Annotated in this window: 19 protein-coding genes; 12 read left to right on the top strand and 7 right to left on the bottom strand. The window is 61.7% G+C overall.

The features are described 5' to 3' along the window. Complete coding sequence (gene mutL, locus ACSQ20_RS03720; RefSeq protein WP_436017563.1) at positions 1 to 2,037, bottom strand: DNA mismatch repair endonuclease MutL; 2,037 nt, start codon at positions 2,035 to 2,037, stop codon at positions 1 to 3. A 142-nt stretch (positions 2,038 to 2,179) separates the two neighbouring features. Here mutL and ACSQ20_RS03725 point away from each other — a divergent pair, with 142 nt between their 5' ends. Both ACSQ20_RS03725 and ACSQ20_RS03730 read left to right on the top strand, forming a co-directional pair. After that, a complete protein-coding gene (locus tag ACSQ20_RS03725) occupies positions 2,180 to 2,875 on the top strand; it encodes a DedA family protein (protein ID WP_436022901.1) in 696 nt (231 codons plus the stop codon). A 37-nt stretch (positions 2,876 to 2,912) separates the two neighbouring features. After that, positions 2,913 to 4,604: a SulP family inorganic anion transporter gene (locus tag ACSQ20_RS03730; protein WP_436017565.1), complete on the top strand. Its 1,692-nt coding sequence runs from the start codon at positions 2,913 to 2,915 to the stop codon at positions 4,602 to 4,604. Here ACSQ20_RS03730 and icmH read toward each other — a convergent pair. The 3 genes from icmH to tssJ all read right to left on the bottom strand — a co-directional run bounded on the left by icmH (position 4,601) and on the right by tssJ (position 7,444). Then, positions 4,601 to 5,398 carry a type IVB secretion system protein IcmH/DotU gene (gene icmH / locus ACSQ20_RS03735; RefSeq protein WP_436017567.1) on the bottom strand — a complete coding sequence of 266 codons (798 nt, stop codon included), beginning with the start codon at positions 5,396 to 5,398 and terminating at the stop codon, positions 4,601 to 4,603. The genes ACSQ20_RS03730 and icmH overlap by 4 nt on opposite strands. Continuing rightward, entirely contained in the window at positions 5,395 to 6,741 is a 1,347-nt protein-coding gene (gene tssK / locus ACSQ20_RS03740) for a type VI secretion system baseplate subunit TssK (RefSeq protein WP_436017569.1), read from the bottom strand. Before tssK ends, icmH begins: the two co-directional genes overlap by 4 nt. A gap of 88 nt (positions 6,742 to 6,829) precedes the next feature. After that, positions 6,830 to 7,444, bottom strand: coding sequence for a type VI secretion system lipoprotein TssJ (tssJ, locus tag ACSQ20_RS03745; RefSeq protein ID WP_436017571.1), 615 nt, complete (start codon positions 7,442 to 7,444; stop codon positions 6,830 to 6,832). Between the two features lie 357 nt (positions 7,445 to 7,801). Here tssJ and ACSQ20_RS03750 point away from each other — a divergent pair, with 357 nt between their 5' ends. The 10 genes from ACSQ20_RS03750 (at position 7,802) to ACSQ20_RS03795 (ending at position 19,605) form a co-directional block, all read left to right on the top strand. Continuing rightward, positions 7,802 to 8,458: a hypothetical protein gene (locus tag ACSQ20_RS03750; protein ID WP_436017573.1), complete on the top strand. Its 657-nt coding sequence runs from the start codon at positions 7,802 to 7,804 to the stop codon at positions 8,456 to 8,458. Positions 8,459 to 8,504: 46 nt separating this feature from the next. Beyond that, on the top strand, positions 8,505 to 9,041 hold the full coding sequence (tssB, locus tag ACSQ20_RS03755) for a type VI secretion system contractile sheath small subunit (RefSeq protein WP_436017575.1): 537 nt from the start codon (positions 8,505 to 8,507) through the stop codon (positions 9,039 to 9,041). Positions 9,042 to 9,060: 19 nt separating this feature from the next. After that, a complete protein-coding gene (gene tssC, locus ACSQ20_RS03760) occupies positions 9,061 to 10,551 on the top strand; it encodes a type VI secretion system contractile sheath large subunit (RefSeq protein WP_436017577.1) in 1,491 nt (496 codons plus the stop codon). Between the two features lie 75 nt (positions 10,552 to 10,626). After that, complete coding sequence (locus ACSQ20_RS03765; protein ID WP_436017579.1) at positions 10,627 to 11,130, top strand: Hcp family type VI secretion system effector; 504 nt, start codon at positions 10,627 to 10,629, stop codon at positions 11,128 to 11,130. Positions 11,131 to 11,193: 63 nt separating this feature from the next. After that, positions 11,194 to 11,700 carry a type VI secretion system baseplate subunit TssE gene (gene tssE, locus ACSQ20_RS03770; protein ID WP_436017581.1) on the top strand — a complete coding sequence of 169 codons (507 nt, stop codon included), beginning with the start codon at positions 11,194 to 11,196 and terminating at the stop codon, positions 11,698 to 11,700. Between the two features lie 52 nt (positions 11,701 to 11,752). Continuing rightward, positions 11,753 to 13,591 carry a type VI secretion system baseplate subunit TssF gene (tssF, locus tag ACSQ20_RS03775; protein ID WP_436017583.1) on the top strand — a complete coding sequence of 613 codons (1,839 nt, stop codon included), beginning with the start codon at positions 11,753 to 11,755 and terminating at the stop codon, positions 13,589 to 13,591. Further along, positions 13,555 to 14,640: a type VI secretion system baseplate subunit TssG gene (gene tssG, locus ACSQ20_RS03780; RefSeq protein ID WP_436017585.1), complete on the top strand. Its 1,086-nt coding sequence runs from the start codon at positions 13,555 to 13,557 to the stop codon at positions 14,638 to 14,640. The genes tssF and tssG overlap by 37 nt, the downstream gene beginning before the upstream one ends. Positions 14,641 to 14,670: 30 nt before the next feature. Next, positions 14,671 to 17,334, top strand: a complete 2,664-nt coding sequence (gene tssH, locus ACSQ20_RS03785; protein WP_436017587.1) for a type VI secretion system ATPase TssH — start codon at positions 14,671 to 14,673, stop codon at positions 17,332 to 17,334. Position 17,335: 1 nt separating this feature from the next. Then, positions 17,336 to 18,439 (top strand): type VI secretion system protein TssA, encoded by a 1,104-nt coding sequence (tssA, locus tag ACSQ20_RS03790; protein ID WP_436017589.1) that lies wholly within the window; start codon positions 17,336 to 17,338, stop codon positions 18,437 to 18,439. A 515-nt stretch (positions 18,440 to 18,954) separates the two neighbouring features. Beyond that, the gene (locus ACSQ20_RS03795; protein ID WP_436017591.1) at positions 18,955 to 19,605 is read left to right on the top strand and encodes a hypothetical protein; all 651 of its coding nucleotides are present in this window, start codon (positions 18,955 to 18,957) and stop codon (positions 19,603 to 19,605) included. Between the two features lies 1 nt (position 19,606). Here ACSQ20_RS03795 and ACSQ20_RS03800 read toward each other — a convergent pair whose 3' ends face one another. The 3 genes from ACSQ20_RS03800 to tssM are packed head-to-tail and all read right to left on the bottom strand — an operon-like array spanning position 19,607 to position 25,435. Continuing rightward, on the bottom strand, positions 19,607 to 20,560 hold the full coding sequence (locus tag ACSQ20_RS03800) for an OmpA family protein (RefSeq protein WP_436017593.1): 954 nt from the start codon (positions 20,558 to 20,560) through the stop codon (positions 19,607 to 19,609). A 4-nt stretch (positions 20,561 to 20,564) separates the two neighbouring features. Continuing rightward, positions 20,565 to 21,551, bottom strand: coding sequence for a type VI secretion system-associated protein TagF (gene tagF, locus ACSQ20_RS03805; protein WP_436017595.1), 987 nt, complete (start codon positions 21,549 to 21,551; stop codon positions 20,565 to 20,567). After that, positions 21,548 to 25,435, bottom strand: a complete 3,888-nt coding sequence (gene tssM, locus ACSQ20_RS03810; protein ID WP_436017597.1) for a type VI secretion system membrane subunit TssM — start codon at positions 25,433 to 25,435, stop codon at positions 21,548 to 21,550. The genes tagF and tssM overlap by 4 nt, the downstream gene beginning before the upstream one ends. Between the last annotated feature and the right edge of the window lie 7 nt (positions 25,436 to 25,442).

Below are 25,442 nucleotides of genomic sequence, written 5' to 3' on the forward strand. Positions count from 1 at the left end.
TCACTGTCCGCGCATGAAGAGGCGGTCGAGATCGACGAGCGTGAGTTGATACCAGGTCGGGCGGCCGTGATTGCATTGGTCGGCGCGCTCGGTTGTTTCCATCTGGCGCAACAGCGCGTTCATCTCGTCAAGCGTGAGGCGCCGGTTTGCGCGTACCGCATGATGGCAGGCGAGCGTGCCGAGCAGTTCGTGTTGCCGCTCGGTCAGCACGCGCGAGCCGCCGTAAGCATGCAGATCGGCCAGCACGGCGCGGGCGAGTGTGGGCAGGTCCGCGTCCTTGAGCAGGGCGGGTACTGCGCGGATGGCGAGCGTCGTCGGCGAGAGCGCCGCCAAGTCGAAGCCGAGCGCGTCGAGCGTCTCGCGCTCCTCCTCGGCTGTACCGATTTCGACGGCATCGGCCGGCATCGAAACGGGCAGCAGCAGCGGTTGCACCGCAATCGAGCGCTCGGCGAGCGAGCGCTTGAATTGCTCGTAGAGGATGCGTTCGTGAGCCGCGTGCATGTCGACGATGACGAGACCTCGCGCATTTTGGGCGAGCACGTAGATGCCGTGGATCTGCCCGAGCGCGAAGCCCAGCGGGTGCTCGTCGCCGGACTGCGCAAATCGTGATACTTCGGGTTGCGTCTGCCCCGCGCTATCGCGCGCTTCGAGCGCGCCCGGTCCGGGCGAATCCACTGCAACGCCCGCTTCCCGGCGCCCGAAGAGGGCATCGTAAAACGCCAGCGGCTGAGCGACGGGCAAGCGGCCCTGCGTCATTCGCGCGTCGCGCGTCCACGTGGTGCCCGGGCGGAGCGTGGCCGAGCCCGCTGCGCCCAATGGGCCGTTGGTAGCCAACGCATCGAATGCGGTCGTCCCGGCCCCCGGTGCTGTGTTCTGCGAACCGCTCGCCGGCCACGGTTGCGCCGCGAGGCTCGCTGAATGTCCGCCAGCCGTCGTCTCGGGTGACGCGCCGGCGTGCCGGGCAAGCGCACGCTGCAACGCATGGAAGACGAACTGGTGAACGGCGCGGGAATCCCTAAAGCGCACCTCGATCTTCGACGGATGGACGTTTACGTCGACCGTTTCGGGCGGCAGATCGAGAAACAGCACGTAAGACGGATAGCGATCGCCATGCAGCACGTCCTCGTACGCCGCGCGCACGGCGTGCGTGAGCAGCTTGTCGCGCACGAAGCGGCCATTGACGAAAAAGTACTGCTGATCGGCGCGGCCGCGGCTGGCCGTCGGCAAACCCGCGCAGCCATAAAGCGCGAGCGGTCCGGCTTGCTCATCCAGCGGCAGATGCGCAAGCGCAAAACTTTCGCCGAGAATCTTCGCGACGCGGGTAGCCGGCTCGCTCGCGTTCCAATGTTCGAGCGCGCGCCCGTTGTGCAATACCGAGACGGCGACATCGGGCCGCGCAAGCGCTGCGCGTCGTATCATTTCGACGCAATGGCCGAGCTCCGTCGCCTCGCTTTTCAGAAACTTGCGGCGCGCCGGCGTATTGAAGTAAAGCTCGCGGACTTCGATCGTCGTGCCGACGCCGCCTGCGGCCGGTGCGAGCGCACCGGTCTGGGCGTCGATGCGCGTGGCGTGCGCCGCATCCGCTGTGCGGCTCGTAATGAACATTTCGGCCACCGAAGCGACCGAAGCGAGGGCTTCGCCCCGAAAGCCGAGCGTGGCCACGGCCTCCAGTTCGGCGAGCGAGCGGATTTTGCTCGTGGCGTGGCGCATCAACGCGAGCGGCAATTCCGCAGACGGAATGCCGCACCCGTCATCGGCGATCGAAACACGCTTCACGCCGCCGCCGTCGAGCACGATGCGAAGCGTTTTGGCGCCCGCATCGAGCGCGTTTTCCAGCAGTTCCTTGACCACCGAGGCAGGCCGCTCAACGACTTCGCCCGCAGCAATCTGGCTGATCAGCTGATCGGGCAGCGGCTGGATCGCGCGCGCGGCGTTCGGTGTGGGCCGCAGCGTCGGCGCTGCGGACGGAACGGGGCGCCCGGCATCGTCGGTGCTGGCGCCGGCCGGCGGTTCGGGGAATTCAGGGAATTCGGACATGCCGCGATTATAGCGATTGAGCGATGCGCGCGATGGCGAGCCACCTTGCCGGTTACCCCCATTTCGCGAATCCTGCGAAACGTTTCGGTATGATGGCGCGATCATGTTGCCTCTCGCGCCGTCGCTCGACGGTTGATTCGACATTCATTCAAAAGGGACGCATTTGGACACGCTGCTTCATTTCGCCGGCTTGATACTGCACATCGACGCGTTTCTCGGCGATTTCGTCAATCAATACGGCGCGTGGGTCTACGCGGTGCTGTTTCTGATCGTTTTTTGCGAAACAGGGCTCGTCATCGTCCCATTTTTGCCGGGCGATTCGTTGCTTTTCATCGGCGGCGCGTTTTGCGCAACCGGCGAGATGAATTTGGCCTGGCTGATACTGCTGCTGCTCGCCGCTTCAATCGGCGGCAATAGTTTGAACTACGTGATTGGCCGAGCGATCGGCCCGGCCGTCTTCAAGACGCGAGTCCGCTATATCGAGCGTTTTCTTGATCGCCGTGCGCTGCAAAAGACGCACGATTTCTACGACCGTCACGGCGGCAAGACAATCGTGCTCGCTCGCTTCATTCCGGTCGTGCGCACGTTCGCGCCGTTCGTCGCCGGGGTCTCCGGCATGCAGGCCGCGCGCTTTCAGTTTTTCAACGTAGCGGGCGCGCTTTTGTGGGTCTTGTTACTCGTGCTCGCCGGCTATTTCTTCGGCAATATCCCGTTCATCCGGCAATACTTGAACATCATCGTGCTTGTCGGCATTGGTGCGGCGATCGTGCCGGTCGCGCTCGCGGGGCTGTGGAAGGTGTCGCGCAAGAAGGCTGCGGCGCCTGTCGTGCGCAAGTAAAGTAACGTAACGCAGCCGCCGGAGCGCATCCTCGACAATGACCATCGAAACGGGGCACGCGGCAGCGGCGCATCTCCAAGACCCGGCCCATTATGCGGGCCCGCGGGCACCGCGGCCGCCCGCGGTGCGGATCGGCAAGGACGTGCTCGCCGGCCTGTCGATCGCCGCTTTGCTGCTGCCCGAGGCGGTGGCCTATGCGGGCATCGCCAATGTGCCGCCGCAAGCGGGCGTGGTCGCGCTGCTGGCCGGGCTGCTCGTGTATGCGATGTTCGGCAGCAGCCGATTTGCGATCGTCTCGGCAACCTCTTCGTCAGCCGCCGTGCTCGCGGCGACGATGAGTGCCGTGCCCGGTGCGCAGCTCGCCGCCGCGGCGGCGCTCGTGTGCGCAACGGGCGCGCTCTTCGTGCTCGCGGGCGTGACACGTTTGGGCGGCATATCCGATTTCATCGCGAAGCCGGTGTTGCGCGGCTTCGCGTTCGGGCTGGCCTTGACCATCATCATCAAGCAGCTTGCGAGCATGTCTGGCGTCACGTCGCACTTCGCCGATGCGCCGCGTCTCGCCTACGATCTCGTGCGTCAGGCACCGCATTGGAACGGATACAGCATCGCGCTCGGCGCGATGGCGCTCGCCATTTTGTTTGCGCTCGGCCGTCGCGCGCGCATTCCGGCGACGCTCGTCGTGATCGTGCTCGGCATCGCGGCGGGCTATTGGATCGACTGGCAGCGCTGGGGCATCGCCGTCGTGGGTTCCATCGATTTGCGCGGCGTGCGCTTCGGGCTGCCGGCCTTCAAGCAAAGCCAATGGCTCGATACCGTCGAGCTCGCATTCGCGTTGATGCTGATTCTCTACGCCGAGTCGTATGGTTCGATTCGTACGTTTGCGCTCAAGCATGGCGACACCGTGTCCGCGAACCGCGATCTGATTGCGCTGGGTGGCGCCAACATTGTCTCGGGGCTGCTGCAGGGCATGCCTGTGGGGGCGGGCTATTCGGCCAGCTCGGCGAACGAGGCCGCCGGTGCGCAGACACGCCTGGCCGGTTTTTGCGCGGTGCTCGTCATTGCGCTGATCGTGTCGTTTCTGCTGCCGCAACTCGCGCGCACGCCAGCGCCGGTGCTTGCGGCCATCGTCATTCACGCCGTCAGTCATTCCGTGACGCCCGGCGTATTCAAGCCCTACTGGGTATGGCAGCGCGATCGCCTGCTTGCGGTCGCCGCATTGGCCGCCGTGTTGGTGTTTGGCGTGATGCATGGGCTCATCATTGCCATCGCGGTGAGTCTTTTTCTGATGCTGCGCGGCTTATCGACCCCTGTGGTGAGCGTGCTCGGCCGCCTGCGCGACAGTCACGACTTCGTCGATGTTTCGTTGCACGCCGATGCGCATCCGGTTGCTGGCGTGGCGATCCTGCGCCCCGACGTACCGCTTTTTTTCGCGAACGCTGAGCAGGTCGCCAACGAAGTGCGCTCGCTTGTCGCGGGGCAGGAGCCTGCACCGCACACGGTGATGCTGAGCTTGGAGGAAACGCCCGATGTCGATGGCACGTCGATCGAGGCGCTGCGCATTTTGGCGGCGCAATTGCGTTCGCGCGGACAGGCGCTGGTGCTCGCGCGCTTAAAGCCGCGAGCGCTCGGTGCGCTTGCGCGCGCGGTCGACGACACGCTGCCCGCCGACGCATTGCGCGAGCTGAGCGTCGACGAGTGCGTCCAATCGGTGCTCGACGCGCGGGCTTAGGGCAGCGAGATGGTCAGATTCGCCGATTCGGCTTCCGGCTTGACGAGCTGCGAATAGGGCGCAAGCGTGCGCAGCGTCGTATCACGCAAATAAGTATGCAGTCCGAAATAAGCGCCGAGTCCGACGAGTGCGAACACCGCGCCGATGGTCCAAAGCGGAACCTCATGCTTGAGCCGGTGCGCCACTTGGTCGGGCAGCGGCCAATGCGGCGCGAACGGGGCGCGCTTGCCTTTCATGTGCGCGATCTCGTCACCGAGCCGTGCCGTGAGATAGGCGAGCTTTTCGGGGCCTTCCAACAAATACTTGCCCTGAAAGCCGAGCAGCAGACACATATGGAACACTTCGAGCGATTGCAGACGCGCGACGCCTTGTGCGCGGCATGCTTCCAGATGATCGAAAAATTTCTCGCCGGCCAGTTGTTCGCCAAAGAGGACGAGCTGTAACGGACGGCGCTCCCAGTCGGTGCGGATCTTGAACGAAGAGGCCAGTACCGCTTCGTCGATTGCGGCGCAAAACGCGAACTTCGCAGCGTAGACATCGTCGGCCGGCGCATTGAGCTTTTTTGCACCGCGCTCGAAATCGGCGAGGAACGATTGCACCCGCGAGCTGAACTCCGCCGCGTCGCCGGGCGCGTGCCCTTGCTTGAGCAGAAACAGCATGAACAAGCCATCATAGAGCAGGTCGCGTAGCGAGCGCGCCTGGAAGCCCGCATCGGAACCCGGCATCGAGGCAGTGGGCGGCAGACTGCTGCTGCCGCCAGCGCTACCGCCAAAGAGGGAAGGGACTTCGGTCATGATGTCACCGCGATCAGTTCGAGTTTGAGATCGTTGATGCCCGACGGCGCATAGATCATCGCCGATTGCGATTGCAGCATGCGTTCATAGAGCGCACCGCGTGCATCGAGCGCAAAGTAGCAGGCGCCCGGCCGCACCGGCACGGCCGGCGGCACTTGCGGCGTGTAGGTGAGACGCACCCCCGGCATCGCCGACAAGACGAGCTTGTCGACGTCGTCGGGCGCACCCACCTTGAAGCGCGCTGGCACGGCATCGACGAGTTCGGCCGGCGGCATGTCGGCTGATACCGCGATGAAGAATGCGGTCTTATCGTCGATCTTGCCCGAGTCGAGACGTCCGATATGAAACGACGGCCGCACTTCTTCGAGCGTGATCGCAAAGTGACGCGTCGAAATGACCGTCTCGAGCAGATCGCGCACGATCGTGTCGAGCAGCGCGAATGCCGGCCCCGGTTCGTCGTGGCGGTAGATCGGCAGATCGGCGAGCGAGTACTGCTTCGAAAACGTCATCAGCTGGCCCGCGAGGCGCAGCAATTCCTGAAAGAGCCGCTCGGGGTGCAACGCGGCATGGTGCAGCAGGTGAGCGAGCGACGCAACGGCTGCATTTGCCGTGTGCAGCAGCCAGAACGATGCGATGTCGCCAGAGCGAAATTCGATGATGTTCTTCGTCGGCTCGCGATGAAAGCCGTAAAGCGCGCTCACTTTCGCTTGTAACGCGTCGATCAGCTGACGTAGCCGCTGATGCAGCACCGGTGACGCTTCGATGGCAATGCATGGCGGCACGAACTCCGCATCGATCTCGAAGCCCGAGGTCGCTGTGCGGCGCACGTGTGCGATTGGCACGGTAACCAGCTGCGCGCGCGGCTCGTTATGGCCGATCAGCTTCACACGCGTTTTTAGAAACGTGAGATTGGCCGTTGTCGCATCGGTGAACTGATCCGCGACCGACGCTTGTTTGCTCGCATAGCGCGACGCGAAGCCGTCGTCGGGCTCGCTCGTGTAGTTGCTGCCGGCTTCGCGCAATGGATGCAGCGCGAGATAAAAGTAGAAGTCGCTGACGCCATCGGGCAGCGTCTCGAGCGCAATCGGCTCGGGCAAGTCGTCGGCTTGCGGCGCCGTATAGAGTGTGCCGTCGGGAAACACGAGCGAGAGATCGGTCAGCCGCAACGAGTTGTTGCTGATCGCGTCCATGTCAAAGCGTATCGAGCGCACGCCCCAGCTGAACGGTTGAATCGCACGTATCGATTCAACGAGACGCGCTTCGTGATAGGCATCTTGTTGCTGGAAATGCTGAGGCCTGAGAAAGAGTCCTTCTCCCCATAGCAATTTCGCTGAATAACTCATCTTCAATCCGCAAGTGAAGTCAAAGAGCCGCGCATGCGGCCATAAAAGATGCATTCAAGATGCATTGGCCTCTGATGGACGCCGGCATTCATCCGCAAGACACCGACGACAGCAAGTTCAATGCGGGCATTGGCAGCCCCGGATCAATCGGAATGACAGTGCCGTTCGCCACCGTCATTGCGCAGTTATGCAGGCCGACCATTATGCCGGATTTCTCCGATTTCGCCGGGTCGAAGGCGAATTTCCAACGGCGCATTGCCGGGTCGCGGAACAATGCAACAATGCCGAATGCCTGCGCTTCGCGCGAGACCTTTTCAACCATCTGATAGCGTTGACCGGGGATCAGCGTCACTTCGCGCACGCTGAGCAGATCGGTGCCCAGCGCGCCTTTTTCCTTGGCGGGATCGGTAAAGGCGTCGAATGATGCCTGCTGGAACGAAGTGGGATCTTTCAATGCATAAAGACGCACGACGACTGCGAGCGGGTGATTGTCTTTGGCCGCATTCAGGTTGGGCGCGGCCGCGAGCGTGAGCGCGATATTGCGCGGCGGCTTTTGCGCATCGGGCACATCGGGCTTGCCGAGGCCGGTCGCCTGCAGCACAGTGGACGCCGCTGCCCCTAATAGCGGCACCCCCGCGGCACAACCGGCCAACAGCGAGCACAGCGCGAGCGGTACGATTGCACGGACGAAATAAGCCTTCATTGACCTTGTCCGGCTTGCACCGGTGCTCAATCCAAATGGTGGGAAAAGCGACTGCAGAGTCGGTTTGACGTCGCTCATCGAGGTGCGAACGGACAAGTTTGTATAACGCATAACCCCGGCAAATTTTGCTTAATTAACACTATGTTTGAATTGACTCGGAAATAGTTTCCTTGAGTCTCTCGCGTGCGTGTAGAGCGTTTCTCCTATTCAATCTTCAACGATTTTCTATTCCACTGGATATCACGCGATAGAAGTTGAATTATGGAAATTTGGCCGGTACTATACGCGCGCACTCGCCGCAAAGCAAAGCTGTGGTTTCCCGGCGAATTAAATAAACCGCTAGTCGGTGCCAACAAAATGACGAAACAGCGACTTTCAAAAAAACTCTCTGTGGCCGTGCTCGTTTGCGCCGCTATCGCGGGCTGCGCAACGCAAAAGTCGGCCAATCAAACGACGCCCGAAGCTTTTAATAAAGCGCTCGCGGACGCGGATGTCGCGGCCAAGGGCAGCGACAAGGATCATGCGCTGGGCCTCTACGAGCAGTTGGCCAAAATGGACCCCACGCGTGAAGAGCCGTGGGCACGCATCGCGCAAATTCAATTCGATCAGGCGCATTACGGCCAGGCCATCGTTGCCGCGCAAGAAGCGTTGCAGCGCGACTCGACCGACCGCGCGGCAAAAAGCGTGTTGGCTGTAAGCGGCCTGCGCATCGCGACGCAGTCGCTCGGTGAATTGCGGCAGGACGCCGCGCTTGCCGGCGACGCGAAGTCGGACGCGCAGTCGCTTGCGCATCAGTTGCGCGACACGCTGGGCCAGGCGACGCTTTTCCCCGAAGAAGTCGTGCAGAAAAAGCCCGCTGTGAAAAAACGCCGTGTCGTGCGCCGTGCGGCGCCCAATACCAGCAAGGAGGCAGGGGCGGCGGATGCCGAGCCGGCAGCCAAGCCCGCCGAGCCGGCAGGCAAGCCCGCGGCCGGCAATGGCAATGGGGCCGATCCGTTCAGCGCGCTTCGTTGATCAGTCTGTTCAGTCTGTTTGATTCATCCGCTTCGGGGAGCCGTCGATGGCCAAGAAAGAAAGCATCCAAAAGCGCTTGCAGAAAGTGCGTCCGCCACGCGTGCAGTTGACCTATGAGGTCGAGCGGGGCGATGCGATCGAAATCAAGGAGTTGCCGTTCGTCGTCGGTGTGGTTGCCGATCTGGCCGGGCAATCCGAAATCGAGCAACCGAAGCTGCGCGAGCGCAAGTTCGTCAATATCGATCGCGATAATTTTGACGACGTGATGAAAGGCGTCGAGCCGCGTGCGGCTTTTCAAGTCAAGAACGAACTGACGGATGGGGCAGGCACATTCGCGGTGGACCTGCGCTTCAAATCGATCGAGGATTTCAACCCGGACCAAGTCGTGGCGCAGATCGAACCGCTCAAGCGTTTGCTCGATGCGCGCTCGAAGCTTGCCGACTTGCGCAACAAGCTGGCCGGCAACGACAAGCTCGAAAGCCTGCTGAGCGACGTACTCGCCAACACGCAGCAGGTGCAGGCGCTGGCTGGAACGACGGGCGAAAGTGGCGACGCCGCCGAACACGACAAGCAAGGCAACTGAGCTCCAAGCGGGGTGTGAAATGAATCAGCAAACGGCCATGGCCAGCGTCGCGCAAGCCGAAACGGGCACCGCAACTTCCTTGCTCGATGAGATCGTCGAAAAGAGCAAGGTTGCCAAGTCGGATTCGGAGCATGCGCGTGCGAAAGACTTGATCAGCGAGCTGGCGCACCAGGTGCTCGAAGGGACGGTCGTTGTCTCCGACAACCTGTCGGCAACCATCGATGCGCGCATTGCCGAGCTTGATCGCCTGTTATCGGCGCAACTGAGCCAGGTGATGCATGCCGCGGAATTCCAGCGCATGGAAAGCACCTGGCGTGGTTTGCACTACCTGTGCCAGGAGAGCAACACCGGCACGACGATCAAGATCAAAGCGCTCAATGCGTCCAAGCGCGAGATCGTACGCGACTTCAAAACGGCCTCTGAATTCGACCAAAGCGCGCTCTTCAAGAAAATCTACGAAGAAGAATTCGGCACGTTCGGCGGTGCGCCGTTCGGCGCGTTGGTCGGCGACTTCGAGATCACGCGCCAGCCCGAGGACATGTACTTCATCGAGCAGATGTCGCACGTGGCCGCAGCGGCGCATGCGCCTTTCATCGCATCGGCGGCGCCGGAGCTGCTTGGTCTGGAATCATTCTCCGATCTCGGCAAGCCGCGCGATCTCGGCAAAGTGTTCGACACCGTCGAATACGCGAAGTGGAAGTCGTTCCGCGATGCAGAGGATTCACGCTACGTCGGGCTTGCGTTGCCGCGCTATCTGGGACGCTTGCCGTTTCACCCGAAAGACGGCTTAACGGCTGACGGCTTCAATTTTGTCGAAGACGTCGATGGCACCGATCACAACAAGTATCTCTGGTGCAACGCGGCCTGGGCGTTTGCGACGCGGCTCACGGCTGCGTTCGACGATTTCGGCTGGTGTGCCGCCATTCGCGGAGTCGAAGGCGGCGGGCTGGTCGAAGATTTGCCGGCCCATACGTTCAAGACCGACGACGGCGAGATCGCGCTGAAATGCCCGACCGAGATCGCGATTACCGATCGTCGCGAAAAGGAATTGAGCGATCTGGGCTTCATGCCGCTCGTGCACTGCAAGAACTCCGACTACGCTGCCTTTTTTGCGGCGCAATCGGTGCAGCGGCCCAAAAAATACAACACCGATAGCGCGAATGCGAACGCTGTATTGTCCGCGCAACTGCAGTACATCTTCTCCGTCTCGCGCATCGCGCACTATCTGAAAGCGATGATGCGCGACAAGATCGGCAGCTTCGCTTCGGCCCAGAACGTCGAGGGCTTCCTGAACCGTTGGATCTCGCAGTATGTCCTGCTCGACGACAACGCCACGCAGGAGCAAAAAGCGCAATTTCCGTTGCGCGAAGCGTCGATCCAGGTTTCCGAGATTCCTGGCAAGCCGGGTTCCTATCGCTCGGTCGCGTTCCTTCGGCCGCATTTCCAACTCGACGAGTTGTCGATTTCGCTGCGGCTCGTCGCAGACCTGCCAAAGCCGGCAGGCGCATAAACATAAACCATTCAAAAGGGCCTGGACATGGCGTCCGGCCCGCTTTTAAACCGCCACTTCGGGAGTCGAGAAGCCATGAAAGACATGTACTTGAAATTTGGCAATCCCGCCATCAAGGGTGAGTCGGCCGACAAGGATCACGACGGCTGGATCGAGTTGAGCTCATGGGCACATACGATCACGCAACCGCGTTCGGCCACGGCATCCACCGCGGGCGGCCACACGGCGGAGCGTTGCGAACACTCCGACATGACGTTCACGAAGGACATCGATGTCGTCAGCCCGCTGCTGTATCAGCACGCATCGGGCGGCACGACGTTCGATGAAGTCACGATCGACTTCATGCGTTCGGACGGAGAAGGCAAGCGCGTCAAGTATCTTGAGGTGAAGCTCAAGTACGTCATTATTTCGAGCATCACGCCGAGCGTGGTGGGCGAAGGCTTGCCGACCGAGCAGTTCTCGCTCAAGTACGCGGCCGTGCAATGGAAGTACACGCAGCAAAAGGTCGGCGGCAATCAGGGTGGCAACGCGCAAGGCGCGTGGAGCCTCACGAAGAACGACAAGACCTACGCGGTTTGATGATGTGATGTTCTCGCCAAGCGAGTGTCGGCTTCGGCCGGCGCTCGCTTGCCGCCTTATACGATGAAGCGATTCGAACCGAGCTTGCTCGACAAGCTTTTCGACGACGATCCGCATTCTCCGGCACCGGCCGCGATGCGGCAACTGACGCTCGAGGAACTGAAAAACCGCGTCGCGCGCGACGTTGAAGCGTTGCTCAACACGCGCATCGTAATAACCGAAGACGAATTGCTGAAGCTGACCGAGTGCCAGCGTTCGGTATTGACGTACGGCTTGAACGATTTCGCAGGGCTCAGTCTCGCGAGCCACACCGATCGCACGTTCATCTGCGCTTCGATCCGGCAAGCGATCGCTCGCCACGAGCCGCGTTTGCGTGAGGTGGCGGTGTCGCTCGAGTTGAGCACGCAATCGACCAACGCGCTTTGCTTCGTGATTCGCGCGAAGCTAGTCGTGCATCCGGCCGCAGAGCCGGTCAGCTTCGATGCGATGTTGCAGGCATCCACGCTGCAATACTCCGTCACGCGTTCGCGGCGCGGTGCCGATGCGGCGCGCCCCCGCGTGTACGAGTAAAACGGATTCACGCGTAAAAGAGAGCGAGGCGCTTGGCGCTCGGGGAATATCGATGGAAGCGTTGCTGCCTTACTACGAGCGGGAACTGGCGTTTTTGCGGCAGTATTCGCGCGATTTCGCCGATCGGTATCCGAAGATCGCGGCGCGTCTTGCAGCCAGCGGCGACGCGAGCGACGACCCGCACGTCGAACGGATGATCGATTCGTTCGCATTGCTCGGCGCGCGCATCAATAAAAAGCTCGACGATGAATCGCCGGAATTCGTCGAAGCGCTGTTCGAGGTACTGTATCCACACTATCTACGTCCTTTCCCGTCGTGCTCGATTGCGCAGTTCAGTGCGCAAGGGGCGACCGGGCTTGCTGCGCCAGTGAAAATTCCGCGTGGCACACCGCTCGAAACGCGTGCGCTGCGTGGCGTGCGTTGCCGTTTTCGTACGGCCTACGATGTGACGCTCGCCCCCATTTCCATCGTCGCGGCAGGTTACCGGCCCATTGCCGCATTGCCGGCCAACGCACCGGTGTTGCCGAACCACGCGTTTGGTGTTTGCTCGTTTACGTTCGAAAGCACATCGGCCGAATGCCGCCTCGATGCGCTCGGGCTTGCGCGCGTGCGCGCCTATCTGCAAGGCGAGCAATCGTTTACCGCTGCGCTTGCCGATTGCCTGTTCATAAAGGCGACGCACGCCTATGTCGAAGCAGGCGACACCGGCGCCTGGCGGCCGCTCGCCGATGTGCCGCTTGCACAAGCAGGGTTCGACGAAGCCGAGGCGCTGATCGATTACCCGGCGAAGTCGCACCCTGCCTATCGTTTGCTGACCGAGTACTTTGCGTTTCCCGACAAGTTCGATTTCATCGATTTCGATTTGGCGGCGATCTCGAAAGCGAGCGGCCCGTGCCGGCGGGTGACGTTGCATGTCGTGTTGGGCCAGGCGCGCGGCGAGGCTCAGGCGCCGCGCCTGGTCGAGACACTCGCGCCGCAGCACCTGCGTCTGTTTTCGACGCCCGTCATCAATCTCTTCACGCAGCCTGGCGAGCCGATTCATGTCAATCATCAAGCGGTTTCGTACCCGGTGATTGCCGATGCCGAGCATGCGCATGCCTACGAGGTCTATTCGATCGATGCGGTTCGCGTGGTTAAAGCGGGCGCACACGAACAGACGATCACACCGTTCCGCCCGTTCTATGCGCTGCATCACGACGAGCCGACGCAGGTCGGCCGTTACTGGTTTGCCCGACGTAACGCCGAGGTGGCGGCGAAGAGTCCGGGCTACGAAACGGAACTCGCTCTCGTGGATGCCGGGTTTGCGCCAGCCGAAGCCGTGACGACCACGGTCAGTCTCGCGCTAACGTGTACGAACCGCGATTTGCCGGCGCGGCTTGCGATCGGTCTCGAAGGCGGCGATTTGTTCACAGACCTGACGGTTTTCGATGCACCCATTTCGATGCTGTGTCGGCCGACACCGAACGTGCGCGTCGAGCGCGGGCCGTCGATGCATTGGCGGCTGGTCTCTCATCTGGCGCTGAGCCAGGTTTCGCTCGTGCAAGACGATCTCGCGGCGCTCAAAGAGTTGTTGACCCTTTACGATCTGCGACGCACGCCGGTGTCCGTGCGCCATATCGAAGGGCTCGTCGGTATCGAGCGGCGCGCCGCTGTTCAGTGGCTGCCGGGCAAGCCGTTCGCCACGTTCGTGCGCGGCACCGAAATCCGTCTGACCATGAACGAGGCGAATTTCGTCGGAACGAGCCTCGCCTCGTTCGTCCAAGTGCTCGATAGGTTCTTTGGGCTTTATGTGAATTTGAACAGCTTTGTGCAATTGGTTGCCGTATCCCAGCGCACTGGCGAGGAGATCATGCGATGCAAGCCGCGCAGCGCAGAATCGATGCTGGCGTAGTGCAGCGGCTGCTCGATGAGCCGTACCGCTTCGAGTTTTTTCAAGCCGTTCGCGTACTCGAGGTCTGGTTTTCGCAGCAGCTCTCGCAACGCACCGGCGAGACTATCGCGCACCGTATCGGCTTTCGCAACACGCTGTCGCTGACGTTCGCACCGAGCGAACTCGAAGCGGCGATCTCGTATGGCCATGCGGACGTGCCGCTTCGCAGTGAAGCGCAGCGCGATGCGGCGCTAGCGGACCGAACGCTCGCGCGCGTGGAACTCACGCCCGCGTTTTTTGGCCTGCTTGGGGGGCAAGGCGCGTTACCGCTGCATTACACCGAGCAGTTGGTCGAGCGCGAGTACATTCAACGCGACCGGGCCGCGCGCGAATTCTTCGATGTGTTCTCGAATCGCGCGACCGCGCTTTTTTACGAAGCTTGGAAGAAGTATCGGTTGCCGTTTCACTATGAGCTCGACAAGGATGAACGTTATTTGCCGCTCTTGCTGGCGTTCGCCGGGCTCGCTCACGCGCCAACACGCGCAGCGTTGCAGCAAGGCGCTGGCGCGCTCTTCGACGAAGCGATGGCGGGGTACGCGCTGCCGCTGCGACATCGGCCGATGTCGGCCGCGTATTTGCAATGCACACTGGCCGATTACTTTCGCGTGCCGATGCGGGTCGAGCAATTTATCGGCAAGTGGTATGACGTACCCCTCACGCGCCTGAGCCGGCTCGGGCTTGCCAACGTCAAGCTGGGCGCGAGTGCGCTCGTGGGCGAGCGTGTCTGGCAGCGCGACATGCGCGCGCGCCTCGTGATCGGGCCGCTGACCAAGCAGGACTACGAAGCATTTTTACCGGGTGCACCGCACGCGGTGGCGCTCAAACGGATGCTCAGCATTGCCGCTGGCGTGTTGATCGAGTACGAGGTGTCGCTCGTGCTGGCGCGAGACGAGGTAGGGGCGAGCCAGTTGGGTGCCGGTGCCCGCCTTGGATGGGATGCGTTCCTCTGCACTCGCGAGGCCGAACGCGATCGCGATGACGCGCGTTACGAATTGCACGCTATTCATTGAACCGACCTTAAAGACAACGGAATGTGATCCATGGCCACGCCTTTGAAGACTCTTATTGCCAAGCTCGACGCGCTATGCCTCGATGCCGCGACGCGCGCTGCGAGCCTGTGCCTCGCGCGTGGACATTACGAAGTCGATTTGGAACACCTGTTCCTGACCCTGCTCGACGAAACGACGAGCGACATCGGCGTCGTGCTGCGGGTGAACAAGCTCAGTGCTGATGCGTTGCGCCGTGATTTGGAGCACGAACTGACGCGCTTGAAGACCGGCAACACGCGCACGCCCGTGTTCTCGCCGCACTTGATCGCGCTGTTCGAGCAGGCGTGGCTCATTGCATCGCTCGATTCTCAAACCGGCCGGATTCGGTCGGGGCACCTGCTTCTCGCGCTGTTGAGCGCGCCCGATCTCGCGCAATTTGCGCAGCGCATGTCGGCTGTTTTCGGGCAAGTTCAGATCGAAACGCTCAAGCATAAATTCGACGAAGTCACGGCCGGCTCGCGCGAAGCGCAAGCGTCGAGCGCGACCCAAGCAGCGGACGGCGCAGGCGAAGACGCAGACGGCATGCCCGGTTCGACACGGCCAGGAATATCGAAGACGCCCGCGCTCGATACTTACACGACGAATCTCACCGCGCGTGCGCGCGACGGCGAGATCGATCCTGTCATCGGCCGCGAGGCGGAGATACGACAGACGATCGACATCCTGATGCGGCGTCGGCAGAACAACCCGATTCTCACGGGTGAGGCGGGTGTCGGCAAGACGGCCGTGGTCGAGGGTTTGGCGTTGCGCATAGCTGCGAACGATGTACCGGAGCCATTGAAGGGTGTCGCGCTGCATGTGCTCGATATGGGCCTGTTGCAAGCGGGTGCGAGCGTGAAAGGCGAGTTCGAGAATCGCTTGAAGAACGTCATTGATGAAGTGAAGAAAAGCGTCGTATCTATCGTGCTTTTTATCGACGAGGCCCATACGATTATCGGGGCAGGTGGGCAAGCGGGACAAAACGATGCGGCGAATTTGCTCAAGCCTGCGCTTGCACGCGGCGAATTGCGCACGATCGCGGCGACGACCTGGAGCGAGTATCGCAAGTACTTTGAAAAGGACGTCGCGCTCGCGCGGCGCTTTCAGGTCGTGAAGATCGACGAGCCTGGCGAAACGTTGGCGGCCGCGATGGTGCGCGGGTTGGCGGGGCGCATGGAGGCGCATTTCAACGTACGCATCCTTGACGAAGCGATTACCGAAGCGGTGAGGCTTTCGCACCGTTACATCACCGGACGGCAGTTGCCAGACAAGGCCATTGGCGTGCTCGATACCGCTTGCGCGAAAGTGGCGCTCGCACAAGGCTCGACGCCTGCTGTGATTGATGATGCCCGCAAGCGCATTGAGCGTATCGACGCGGAAATCGTCTCGCTCGAACGCGAGCTGGCCGCTGCCTCGGCCGGGGCGGCACATGAAGAGCGGCTTCGCGAATTGCGCGCGGCCCACGCGGCCGAGCAGGCGACGCTCGCACTCGACGAAGCGCGTTATGAAGAAGAGCGTGCGCTGGTCAGCCGCATTGCAACGTTACGAGCAGAGTTGGAAGCGGCCAACGCCGATAACAAGGATGCCGCGCGCGCTGCATTGATCGAGCAGACCACGGCATTGCAAGCGTTGCAGCAATCGAGGCCGATGGTGCCGTTGCAAGTCGATGGTCACGTTGTGGCCGAGATCGTCGCCTCCTGGACAGGGATTCCGCTGGGACGAATGGTGAAGGATGAAATTCGGACGGTGCTGGGCTTGAAAGATTTGCTGGCGGCGCGCGTGATTGGCCAGGACCATGCGCTCGATGCGATCGCGCAACGCGTGCGTACCGCCAGCGCAAATCTCGAAGATCCGCACAAACCGCGTGGCGTGTTCCTGTTTGTCGGGCCGTCGGGCGTGGGCAAGACCGAGACCGCGCTGGCGTTGGCCGATATTCTCTATGGCGGCGAGCGCAAGCTGATCACGATCAACATGAGCGAGTATCAGGAGGCGCATACCGTGTCGGGGCTCAAGGGTTCCCCGCCGGGATATGTCGGCTATGGCGAAGGGGGTGTGCTGACCGAGGCTGTGCGACGCAACCCGTATTCGGTCGTGCTGCTCGACGAGATAGAAAAAGCCCACCCGGATGTACTCGAAATGTTCTTTCAGGTTTTCGACAAAGGCACCCTCGACGATGCGGAGGGGCGTGAAATCGACTTTCGCCATGCGCTGATCATTCTGACGTCGAATGTCGGATCGTCGGCCGTGATACAGGCGTGTTTGAACAAGGAGCCCGATGAATTGCCCGATGCCGACGCGCTTTCGGAAACGTTGCGTCCGCAACTATATAAAGCGTTCAAGCCTGCATTTCTCGGGCGCGTGAAAGTGATTCCGTACTATCCGATTTCCGACGACGTACTGGCGCAAATCATTGAGCTCAAGCTTGGGCGCATTCGCGAGCGGATCGCCGCCAATCACCGTGCGCAGTTCTCGTGGGACGAATCGCTGATCGAGGCCGTGCTGGCCCGCTGCACCGAAGTGGATTCCGGTGCGCGCAACGTCGACCATATATTGAACGGCACGCTGCTGCCGGAGCTGGCGCAGCAGGTGCTCGGACGTGTCGCGCAAGGCGAGCGGATCGAGCGGATCGGTGTGCGTGCCGGCGAGGATGGCGAATTCGAATACAAGGTGGTGTGAGATGGCGCTCGACCTTGCATTGCTTTTGGCGCCTCTGGAAGGTGCGTCCTCATGCGGCCAGGACCTGCTCTTTTCGAGCGATTTCGATGCGATTCAGCATGCGCGTCGTTTCGATGATCCTTCGCTCGATCAGGGCGAGTGGGTGACGGAAATCAAGGAAGCGGATTGGCGCTTCGTGATCGACCGATGTTCGGCATTGCTGAGCACGCAGACGAAGGACTTGCGGCTTGCTGCGTGGTTGACCGAGGCACTGGCGATCAAGGAGCGCGTGAGCGGCTTGACGCAGGGCTATACGCTGCTGACGGGGCTGTGCGCACAGTATTGGGACCATGTGCATCCGTTGCCCGATGGCGACGATGCGGAGTATCGGCTCGGCAACGTGACATGGCTCGTTGGACGCACGGCGCAGCTATTGCGCGAGATGCCGCTGACGCAGACTTCGAGCGGTGGCTATACCGCGATTGATTGGGAAGTCGCGACGAATGTTGCGCAAGCCGCAAAGCGCGCCCCCGATCACGCGGACGAGATCCTGCGCGGCAAGCCGTCGTTCGAGCAGATCGATGCGGCCAAGCGGGTCACCCCGGCTGCGTTTTATCGAACATTGTTAGCAGACCTAAAGGCATTCGAAGCGGCGATGCTGGCGCTCGAAAAGGAACTGGATGCGCATGCGGGTGAGGCGGCACCGAGCTTCAGACAAGCTAAGGACTCCTACGCATTTGTTTATGGGCTTGCCGAGCGGTTTGCGCGCGATGTGGGCGTGAGCGCGGAGGCAGTGGCGGTGGCGCCGGCACCCGTGGCCGAGCGTGCCGAGCCTACGTTTAAGACATCGGCTATATCGGTTAATCAAGGGGGGGCGATGGCCACAATGCCGCAGACCCGGTATTCAGGCGAGATTCAGAACCGTGCCGATGCGGTAGCGCAGTTGCGCGCTGTCGCGCAGTTTTTACGCGCAACGGAGCCGCACAGCCCGGCCGCATATCTTGCGGACAAAGCGGCCGAATGGGCCGATATGCCATTGCATCAATGGTTGGCCGCAGTGGTGAAAGATGACGGATCGTTGGCGCATCTGCGCGAGTTATTGGGGGTGAAGCCCGAGGAAAAATGAGGGAGCGTGCGATGACGGCCGCCGCGTTTCGCAGGGGCGGTTCTGCTTTCGCTGTGGAGAGAAGGCAATAGTGATGATGCCGTTAGGCTTGTGCTGACCTGATCAAACTTCTCGCTAACACCTCTATGTCATCACCGCGTATTCCCGGGTCCAGCCCGGGTGGCGAACCGGTGCGTTCCACCGGCGCCGAAGTCCCCAATGCGTCGGCGCAGTCGGAACCACATCGCCCCGCTTCGCCTAATCCAATTCGCGACCTTCCTCGCCGTGGTGCAGTGCCTGCGGACAGTGAAGAGACACCGTTTGCCGACGGCGAGAGGGCCGGAGATAGCTTCGCTGGCCGCGTTGTGCTGGGCCAGGCGGAGGTCGCTATGCGTCGCGATAGGATCCCGGCGAAGGAAGCCGCCAGACGGTACCACCTTTCGCATCAAGACGATATCGCGTATCTGAGGGCCAGGGAAGGGCGCATCACTGTTTATTTTTTACGCAGGGCGTTTTTGGCTATACATGATCACGACATGACGCCCGACGTCGCTGCTTTGCAATATGACATTGCGCATCCGAGCGACCTCGCGCTGCTAAAGCCACGAGGGGAATGGGCCAGCCCCCTTTCGCTCGTTCACGCATTCGCAGAGGTGCAGGCCGGCGACAGGGCGCCCGCGGACATCGCACGGGAATGCGATATTACGCATCCGGACGATGTGGCAGCGCTAAGGGCGCGAGAGGCCCCGGCCAGCCGCCAAGCACTGGCCCATGTGTTCTTGACACTGCGTGATGCTCCCGAGAAGACGGTTAGAGACGTTGCCGCAGGAATCACGCATCCGGAGGACCTTGCAGACTTGGCGTACCTGAAGGATGTGGAAGCCCGAGGAGGATTGAGTACCGTCCTGGCGCTGATCGGTGCGTTGGTGGCCATGCGCCGCGGCGATACGTTGGGCAAGCAAGCCGCCGCGAAATATGGCCTTGAGCACCAAGACGATGTTGCATACCTCGAAGGCAGGGAGGGTCGCGTCGGCGCTGGCGGACTGACCGAGGCGCTTCTGACGATGTCGTTGGACAGATCGACGGCGGAGGACGCCGCTATCAAGTGTCACATCACGCATCCGGATGAGATTGCCTGCCTCAAGTACCTGGAGGCGCGGGAAGCGCGGCTCAACTCGCAGACATGACTCACTTCCCCACACGAAACTCGATCCGCCTGTTCCTCGCGCGCCCTTGATCGTTATCGTTCGACGCAATCGGCTGATCCGGGCCCACGCCCATCGTCGTCATCGATTGCGGCGCGACACCTTTGACCACGAGATAGCCCTTCACCGCATCGGCGCGCGCCTGGCTCAGCGCGATATTCGACGCACGGCTCCCGGAGTTGTCGGTATGCCCGATCACCTCGATGGTCTTGCCCGTCATCCTCACGAGAACAGCCGCCATCTGATCGAGAATCGCGCGGCCTTGCTGTGTCAGCAGCGCGCTGCCGGTCTCGAACTCGACCGTGCGATTGGCAAGCGTGCTATCGAGCACGCCTTGCTCCGACGCACTGACACGCAAACCGTTTTTGATCGTATAGGTCGGATTAAGCGCGCTCGCCATATCGCTTGCGATTTGCTGCCGCTGCGCCTCGTTGCCGACTTCGCCCTTGACATCGATCTGCGTTCCGTCGATCTTCAACTGCCCCTTGCTGATCTGCTTCAATTGCGGGCCAATCAGCTTCTGCACGTTGGCCGCCCAGTTCGGCGGCGTGTCGACATTCCCGACTTCGATTTGATCGACGACATTGCCCGCGCCATAGGTCTCACGCAAGCGTGTCAGCACCGCGGCGCGAGTCGCTTCGTCGGGCACCTTGCCGCTTGCGACGACTTGCCCTGGCATGGCGTTGATAGTGGGCGGCACACGCGCGGCACTGCTGCTGGCCGCTGGCGATGCAACGGGTGCCGGCTGTCCTGGCAGCACAGTCGTACGGATTGTGATGCCGCTATTGTCGATCGGAGACACATTGGCAGGGCCGGCATTATCGGCACGCGCCGCCGTGGCGGCCGCACCGCACGCCAGCGCGAACATGGCGAGCACGCCCGAACGCGATGCCAGCAACAAGCCGGCGCGAACAGAAGATGAATAAATCGCATGCATGGTATCAAGCCTCTACAAACGCTTCACGGAACGTATCGAGCGCGATACGCAGCGAGAGTTGCGGTTGCTCGAGATAGCTGACGAGCTTGCTGATGCCGTGGTCGTTCTGTGTGTGTTCATCGATCCATTCGGGATCGTCGATGTCGATGTTGTGTGCGGCATACGCCTGCGGGTCGATGACGCTATGCAGGGTCTTCGCAGATGCGCCGTTAAAGCCGATCACGAGCCGCTCCCTCTCTGCAATCGTCCCGATAAAAATCGCGACCTCGAAATCGGCTTGCGCTAGAAATGGCGCAATAAGCTCGAGCCAAAAAGTGGCAACGAGGCTGCGATAAAACGTATCGGTCGGCAACGGCAACGTGAGGCCGCGTTCGAGATGCCGCGATTTGCTCTGCATCACGGGCCTGAGTAACGAGCCAAGCGCGAGCATCGCACCGCGCAATCGCACCGGGTGGCCGCTTGCAAGCAACATCTGCTCGAGGCCGGCCAGCGTTTGATGCTCGATGAAATCGGTGAACGTGCCGTCGTGCGAATTCGAATGGCCGACGTCGATCGTCACTTGCGTATCGCCAAGGGCCTGCAGTGCCGCGCTCGGTTCGGTGCAGTCGAAGAGCTCGCGCATTTGCATCGCAGCGCGCGACCACAACCGCGCGAATGCGAGCGGGCTGCGTCCAAGAAAGGCCAGCGGCCGCTCGACCTCCAGTGCGGTCGCCGCAAGCAGCGGAAAGCGGCGCAACGAAACGTCGTGACTCGCCATCATGTGCCCGGCGATAGCGAGCTTGCTTTGCGAGCCGAGGAACGCGAAGTGCATCGGCTTGGCGTTGTCGTAGACGATCTTCCAGCGCGGGTCTTCCGCAAGCAGTTCGACGGCCTGTGCGATCCACCGATCGAGCGTTTGCAGCAACTGCGGATTGTTCGTGCTCTTCACGAAATCGCCGCGCGAGGGGATCTTGCCGAAATAGGCCAATTGCGCCTGGACCGATTGCGTCATTGCGCCGCTCCCTGGTTCGTGGCCGTGGCGTTCGCCGAGGCCGGGGTGGTCGGTAAGGGGCTCGAAGCCGCTGCGGTGGTGGCTGCGGCCACAGCTGACGTCGAGCCGCTGGCTGCCGCGGCATTGGCGCGCGCCGTGGCAACGTCGACCACGGAGGCGGGCAAGCGCGTGCCGCGCAGACTTTGCTGCTGCGGGGCGTCGCCACTGCGGCCGGACGGCTGCGACGTGCTGACGATGCGCATGCTGAACGCGACGGTCACCTCACCTTGTGTCCACGACAAATCGAATGTGCCGTCGGCATTGCGCTTGCGCTGCGCCGAGTTGATCAGTTTTTCGAGGCCATATCGGCCGGGTTCGCTGACAAGCGCAATGGTGCGCCCATCGAACGTCGTGGCGCTCAGCGTGGCCCCGGCCGCGCCTTGCGGATTCGGCCAGACGAAGTTCGCCCACTGCGCCGGCGTATTGCGATAGCGCAACTGCTGCCCATCGATCGTCAGCGTGTATTCGGTTGTCTTCGCACCCGGTTGCGGCAAGATTTGGAAGACGGTCTGCGGCTCCGCGGAGGCTGCGCCGTTGCCGGCTGCCGCACCGGAAAGCGGTGCCACCCAGTGCGAGAACCCACTCGAGAAGTCGGGCGCGAATGCGATGCCCATGCCGCCCCATGTACGCGGGCTCAACGTATCGCCGCGCCGCACGGCAAGCGGCCCGAGCGTCGTTCCGACGAACTTCGAGACCGCCCCTTCCGGCCCGAACACCTGCGCGATTTCACCGGCACCGGCTTCGACTTTCGACGTTGCGGTGAACGGATATTTGTTCGCGAGCGACGCTTGGAACGGCTGATACACCTGCGCGTTCCATACTTTGTTGACCTCGTCACCCGCCGGCCCGATCACTACTGCGAACGCCTGCATCAGCGGCCGCACCAGCAGCGGGCGCAACGCTTTGCGTTGCTCGTCGGTCAGGCCATTGAGCATCTGCTCGTCGACGAACTTCAGCGAATCGGCGAGTTCCGAGCCGCTGCCCTCGAGCGTTTGCTGCATCAGTTGGCGCGAGCCCGGGCCAGGGTCCCCCTGATTCTTGATGATGTTAAAGCGGGTGCGGATTTTGGAGAGTGTGTCCATATAGCCGCGCAGCAGCGAGTTGTTGTCCTGCTTCACCGCGATGCGCGCAAGCCCCGTAAACGCGGCGCCAACCGGGCCCATCGAGGGCGCCAACGCCGTGGTGTCGATCTCGATGCCGGCGTTTTGCACTGCTTGCTCGCGCGATGAGAACAGGCGCTTGAACCAGCCTGTCACGCCTTTTTGCGCGCGCTGCAGCGTCGTTGCGGCGAGGGCGGGGTTGTCCCATGCGGTTTGATCATAGGCGGTCTCGACGATCTTGCTGATCGGCGAATCCTGCGGATCGCCAAGCCGATTCATCGATGCGACCGCTTGCTCGAAGCTGCCGAAATCCTGAACGGCGACGCCTTGCATGAAGCGCTGCCATTGCTGCGCGTACTCGGTCTTGTACATGCCGACGAGCGCCTTTTGAATCTGCTCGGGACTGCCCTCGAGGGTCAAGTCGTCTTGCGAAGCTGTATTGAGCACCCAGTCCTTCGCTTGCAACTCCTTCGTAGCGGCTTCGCGAATCGCGGGCTGCACGTATTGGAACCATGCGTCGCGCGTAAACGTGCCGGGAATCGCATAGCTGCCGGCGACCAGACTCGTGTTGTTGTCACCGACGATGCGCGCAACCGTCATCGGCGCGAAGCGTGTCGAGGCGCGCGCCTTGATTTCCTCGTAGACGCGCTGACGAGCAGGCATGCCGCGCACCACGTGCCGCAAATTCTCGCGCGTTTGATCGACGAGCGACAGATTGGCATCGATCATCGGCCAATCGTCGTCCGAGACGCGGGCGAGATAGAACGTGATCATTCGTTCAGCACTCCTGATCATTTCGTCGCGGGGCATGTTGCTGCGATTCGATTCGAGCCAACCGCGCCAGAAGCGGGCGAGCTGATCCGTCAAATGAGCCGCTTCGACATGACGCTTGTCCGATAGCATCAGGTAGGTCTTGAGCGCGTTATAGGCATCTTGGACGTTGGTCGGCGAGGCATCGCTATAAAGGCCGCTCTGCGCCGGTTGCGCGAGCACGCCGCTGCGCGCCGATACCGGCACCGCGCCCGATTCGGGCGCACGGGTGAGCGGCGTCAACTGATCGGGGTGGGCGTCGACTTCCTTGAGGAACGAAGCCAGGTTCTGCGCCACCGGGTCGAGCATCAATTGCTTGACGCCGCGGTAGTACTCGGTCAACAGACGCTGCTCGATGCGATCGCCCTGGTAAAGACCGAGCGAGACCGATACGGGACGATCGCGGCGGAACTGCTCGAGTTGATCGATGCGGTCTTCGAGAATATCGATGGCTTGTAGACGCGATTGCAAATCGTTGCGGTTTTGCTGAAGGCGCACGATGTTGTCGAGATCGGCCTGAACATTGGCGACCAGTTGCTGATTGCCGATCGTGGACCAGGCCCACCCGCCCAATGCGAGTGCTAGGACGACCACGAAGGTAAAGAATGTGCCGTAGCGCAGCCGCGTTTTTGCCGGGCTCGCGAATTGGCGGACGGTCTGACGGTCCGCAAAGATCACCTTCGAAAACAGATCGCGCAAAAAGAAGCCGTTCTTCGACGTAGCGGCCTCGGCAGTGGGCAGGTTGTCGATGCCGCCGAGCCCGAAGCGTTGTCCGATGCGTTGCGCGGCGGCGCTATTGGTTTGGCCTTCCTGCAGCGCGCTCGTGAAATAAAAGCCGCGCAAAATCGGCTTGTATTGGAACGGATTGGTCTCGAACAGCGTGGCGAGAAACATGCGCAACGCGGGTTTGATCGCGAGGAATTCGAGCGGGAAGCTCAGTTGCCCCGGCGACAGCTTATTGCCCCGGTTGATCGACAACTGCGCCACGCTGATTTCCTTCAGACCTTCGTAAAGCTCTTCGAAGCGCTCGTCGAACAACGCGAGTACGTCGCGCCGCTCGTCCGGTTCATAGGGCAGTGTCGCGCCCCAGACGCGATCGTATTCGTGACGCTCGCCACCGTTGAAAAATTCCGCGAAGCCGGTGATCAGATCGGCCTTGGTGAACATGACGTAGACGGGTGCGAAAACTTCGAGCTTCTCGGTCAACTCCTGCACACGCTGGCGCAGGCTGCGTGCAAGGTTGATGGTGGCGTCGGGCCGGCTGGTCGTCAGCTCGGCCAAGCTGGCCGTCACGATGATGCCGTTGATCGGCGCTTTCGGCCGATAGCGTTTGAGCAGCCCGAGAAACCCGAGCCATTCGGTGCGGTCTTCCTCATGCACCGAATAGCGGCCGGCGGTATCGAGCAGAATGCCTTCTGTCGTGAAGAACCAATCGCAATTACGTGTGCCGCCAATGCCGTGAATGACGGCATCGGTTTTGTCGGCGAACGGAAACTGCAGGCCGGAGTTCAGCACGGCGCTGCTTTTGCCCGCGGCAGGGTTGCCGATTACGATGTACCACGGCAGTTCATAAAGCGCGGAGCCGCCCGAAATCTGTCCGATCTTCGACGTCTTGATGGTGCGTACGGCTTCAACCAGACGCGTGCGCAGGCCGTCGAGTTCGGCGCGCTTGGCCGGTTGCTGCTGCGCTGCCTTGTCGGCCCCCGCTTGTTGTTCAAGCATGTCGCCGAGCTTGCGGTTAGCCCGACGCGCCGCAATGCGCCGCCAGAGCCAGACCACGAAGACCAGTGCGAGGACCGCGCCAAACGCCGCGGCCGGCCAAACGAGCGGGATCTCGAACCATTGCGCGCCGCCGAACAGGAATGCCGCGATGACGATAAGCCCGATGACCGTCATCGTGCGTTTATGGGTGAGCGCATTGAGAAAGCGTTGCATAAGACGT

The organism is Trinickia sp. LjRoot230, from assembly GCF_964253315.1.
Taxonomy (GTDB): Bacteria; Pseudomonadota; Gammaproteobacteria; order Burkholderiales; family Burkholderiaceae; genus Trinickia.

What these genes read in the sequence shown, in the direction of transcription:
- mutL (WP_436017563.1), bottom strand. Translation starts at nt 2,037, where the DNA reads ATGTCCGAATTCCCTGAATTCCCCGAACCGCCGGCCGGCGCCAGCACC.
- ACSQ20_RS03730 (WP_436017565.1), top strand. Translation starts at nt 2,913, where the DNA reads ATGACCATCGAAACGGGGCACGCGGCAGCGGCGCATCTCCAAGACCCG.
- icmH (WP_436017567.1), bottom strand. Translation starts at nt 5,398, where the DNA reads ATGACCGAAGTCCCTTCCCTCTTTGGCGGTAGCGCTGGCGGCAGCAGC.
- tssK (WP_436017569.1), bottom strand. Translation starts at nt 6,741, where the DNA reads ATGAGTTATTCAGCGAAATTGCTATGGGGAGAAGGACTCTTTCTCAGG.
- tssJ (WP_436017571.1), bottom strand. Translation starts at nt 7,444, where the DNA reads ATGAAGGCTTATTTCGTCCGTGCAATCGTACCGCTCGCGCTGTGCTCG.
- ACSQ20_RS03750 (WP_436017573.1), top strand. Translation starts at nt 7,802, where the DNA reads ATGACGAAACAGCGACTTTCAAAAAAACTCTCTGTGGCCGTGCTCGTT.
- tssB (WP_436017575.1), top strand. Translation starts at nt 8,505, where the DNA reads ATGGCCAAGAAAGAAAGCATCCAAAAGCGCTTGCAGAAAGTGCGTCCG.
- tssC (WP_436017577.1), top strand. Translation starts at nt 9,061, where the DNA reads ATGAATCAGCAAACGGCCATGGCCAGCGTCGCGCAAGCCGAAACGGGC.
- ACSQ20_RS03765 (WP_436017579.1), top strand. Translation starts at nt 10,627, where the DNA reads ATGAAAGACATGTACTTGAAATTTGGCAATCCCGCCATCAAGGGTGAG.
- tssE (WP_436017581.1), top strand. Translation starts at nt 11,194, where the DNA reads ATGAAGCGATTCGAACCGAGCTTGCTCGACAAGCTTTTCGACGACGAT.
- tssF (WP_436017583.1), top strand. Translation starts at nt 11,753, where the DNA reads ATGGAAGCGTTGCTGCCTTACTACGAGCGGGAACTGGCGTTTTTGCGG.
- tssG (WP_436017585.1), top strand. Translation starts at nt 13,555, where the DNA reads ATGCAAGCCGCGCAGCGCAGAATCGATGCTGGCGTAGTGCAGCGGCTG.
- tssH (WP_436017587.1), top strand. Translation starts at nt 14,671, where the DNA reads ATGGCCACGCCTTTGAAGACTCTTATTGCCAAGCTCGACGCGCTATGC.
- tssA (WP_436017589.1), top strand. Translation starts at nt 17,336, where the DNA reads ATGGCGCTCGACCTTGCATTGCTTTTGGCGCCTCTGGAAGGTGCGTCC.
- ACSQ20_RS03795 (WP_436017591.1), top strand. Translation starts at nt 18,955, where the DNA reads ATGACGCCCGACGTCGCTGCTTTGCAATATGACATTGCGCATCCGAGC.
- ACSQ20_RS03800 (WP_436017593.1), bottom strand. Translation starts at nt 20,560, where the DNA reads ATGCATGCGATTTATTCATCTTCTGTTCGCGCCGGCTTGTTGCTGGCA.
- tagF (WP_436017595.1), bottom strand. Translation starts at nt 21,551, where the DNA reads ATGACGCAATCGGTCCAGGCGCAATTGGCCTATTTCGGCAAGATCCCC.
- tssM (WP_436017597.1), bottom strand. Translation starts at nt 25,435, where the DNA reads ATGCAACGCTTTCTCAATGCGCTCACCCATAAACGCACGATGACGGTC.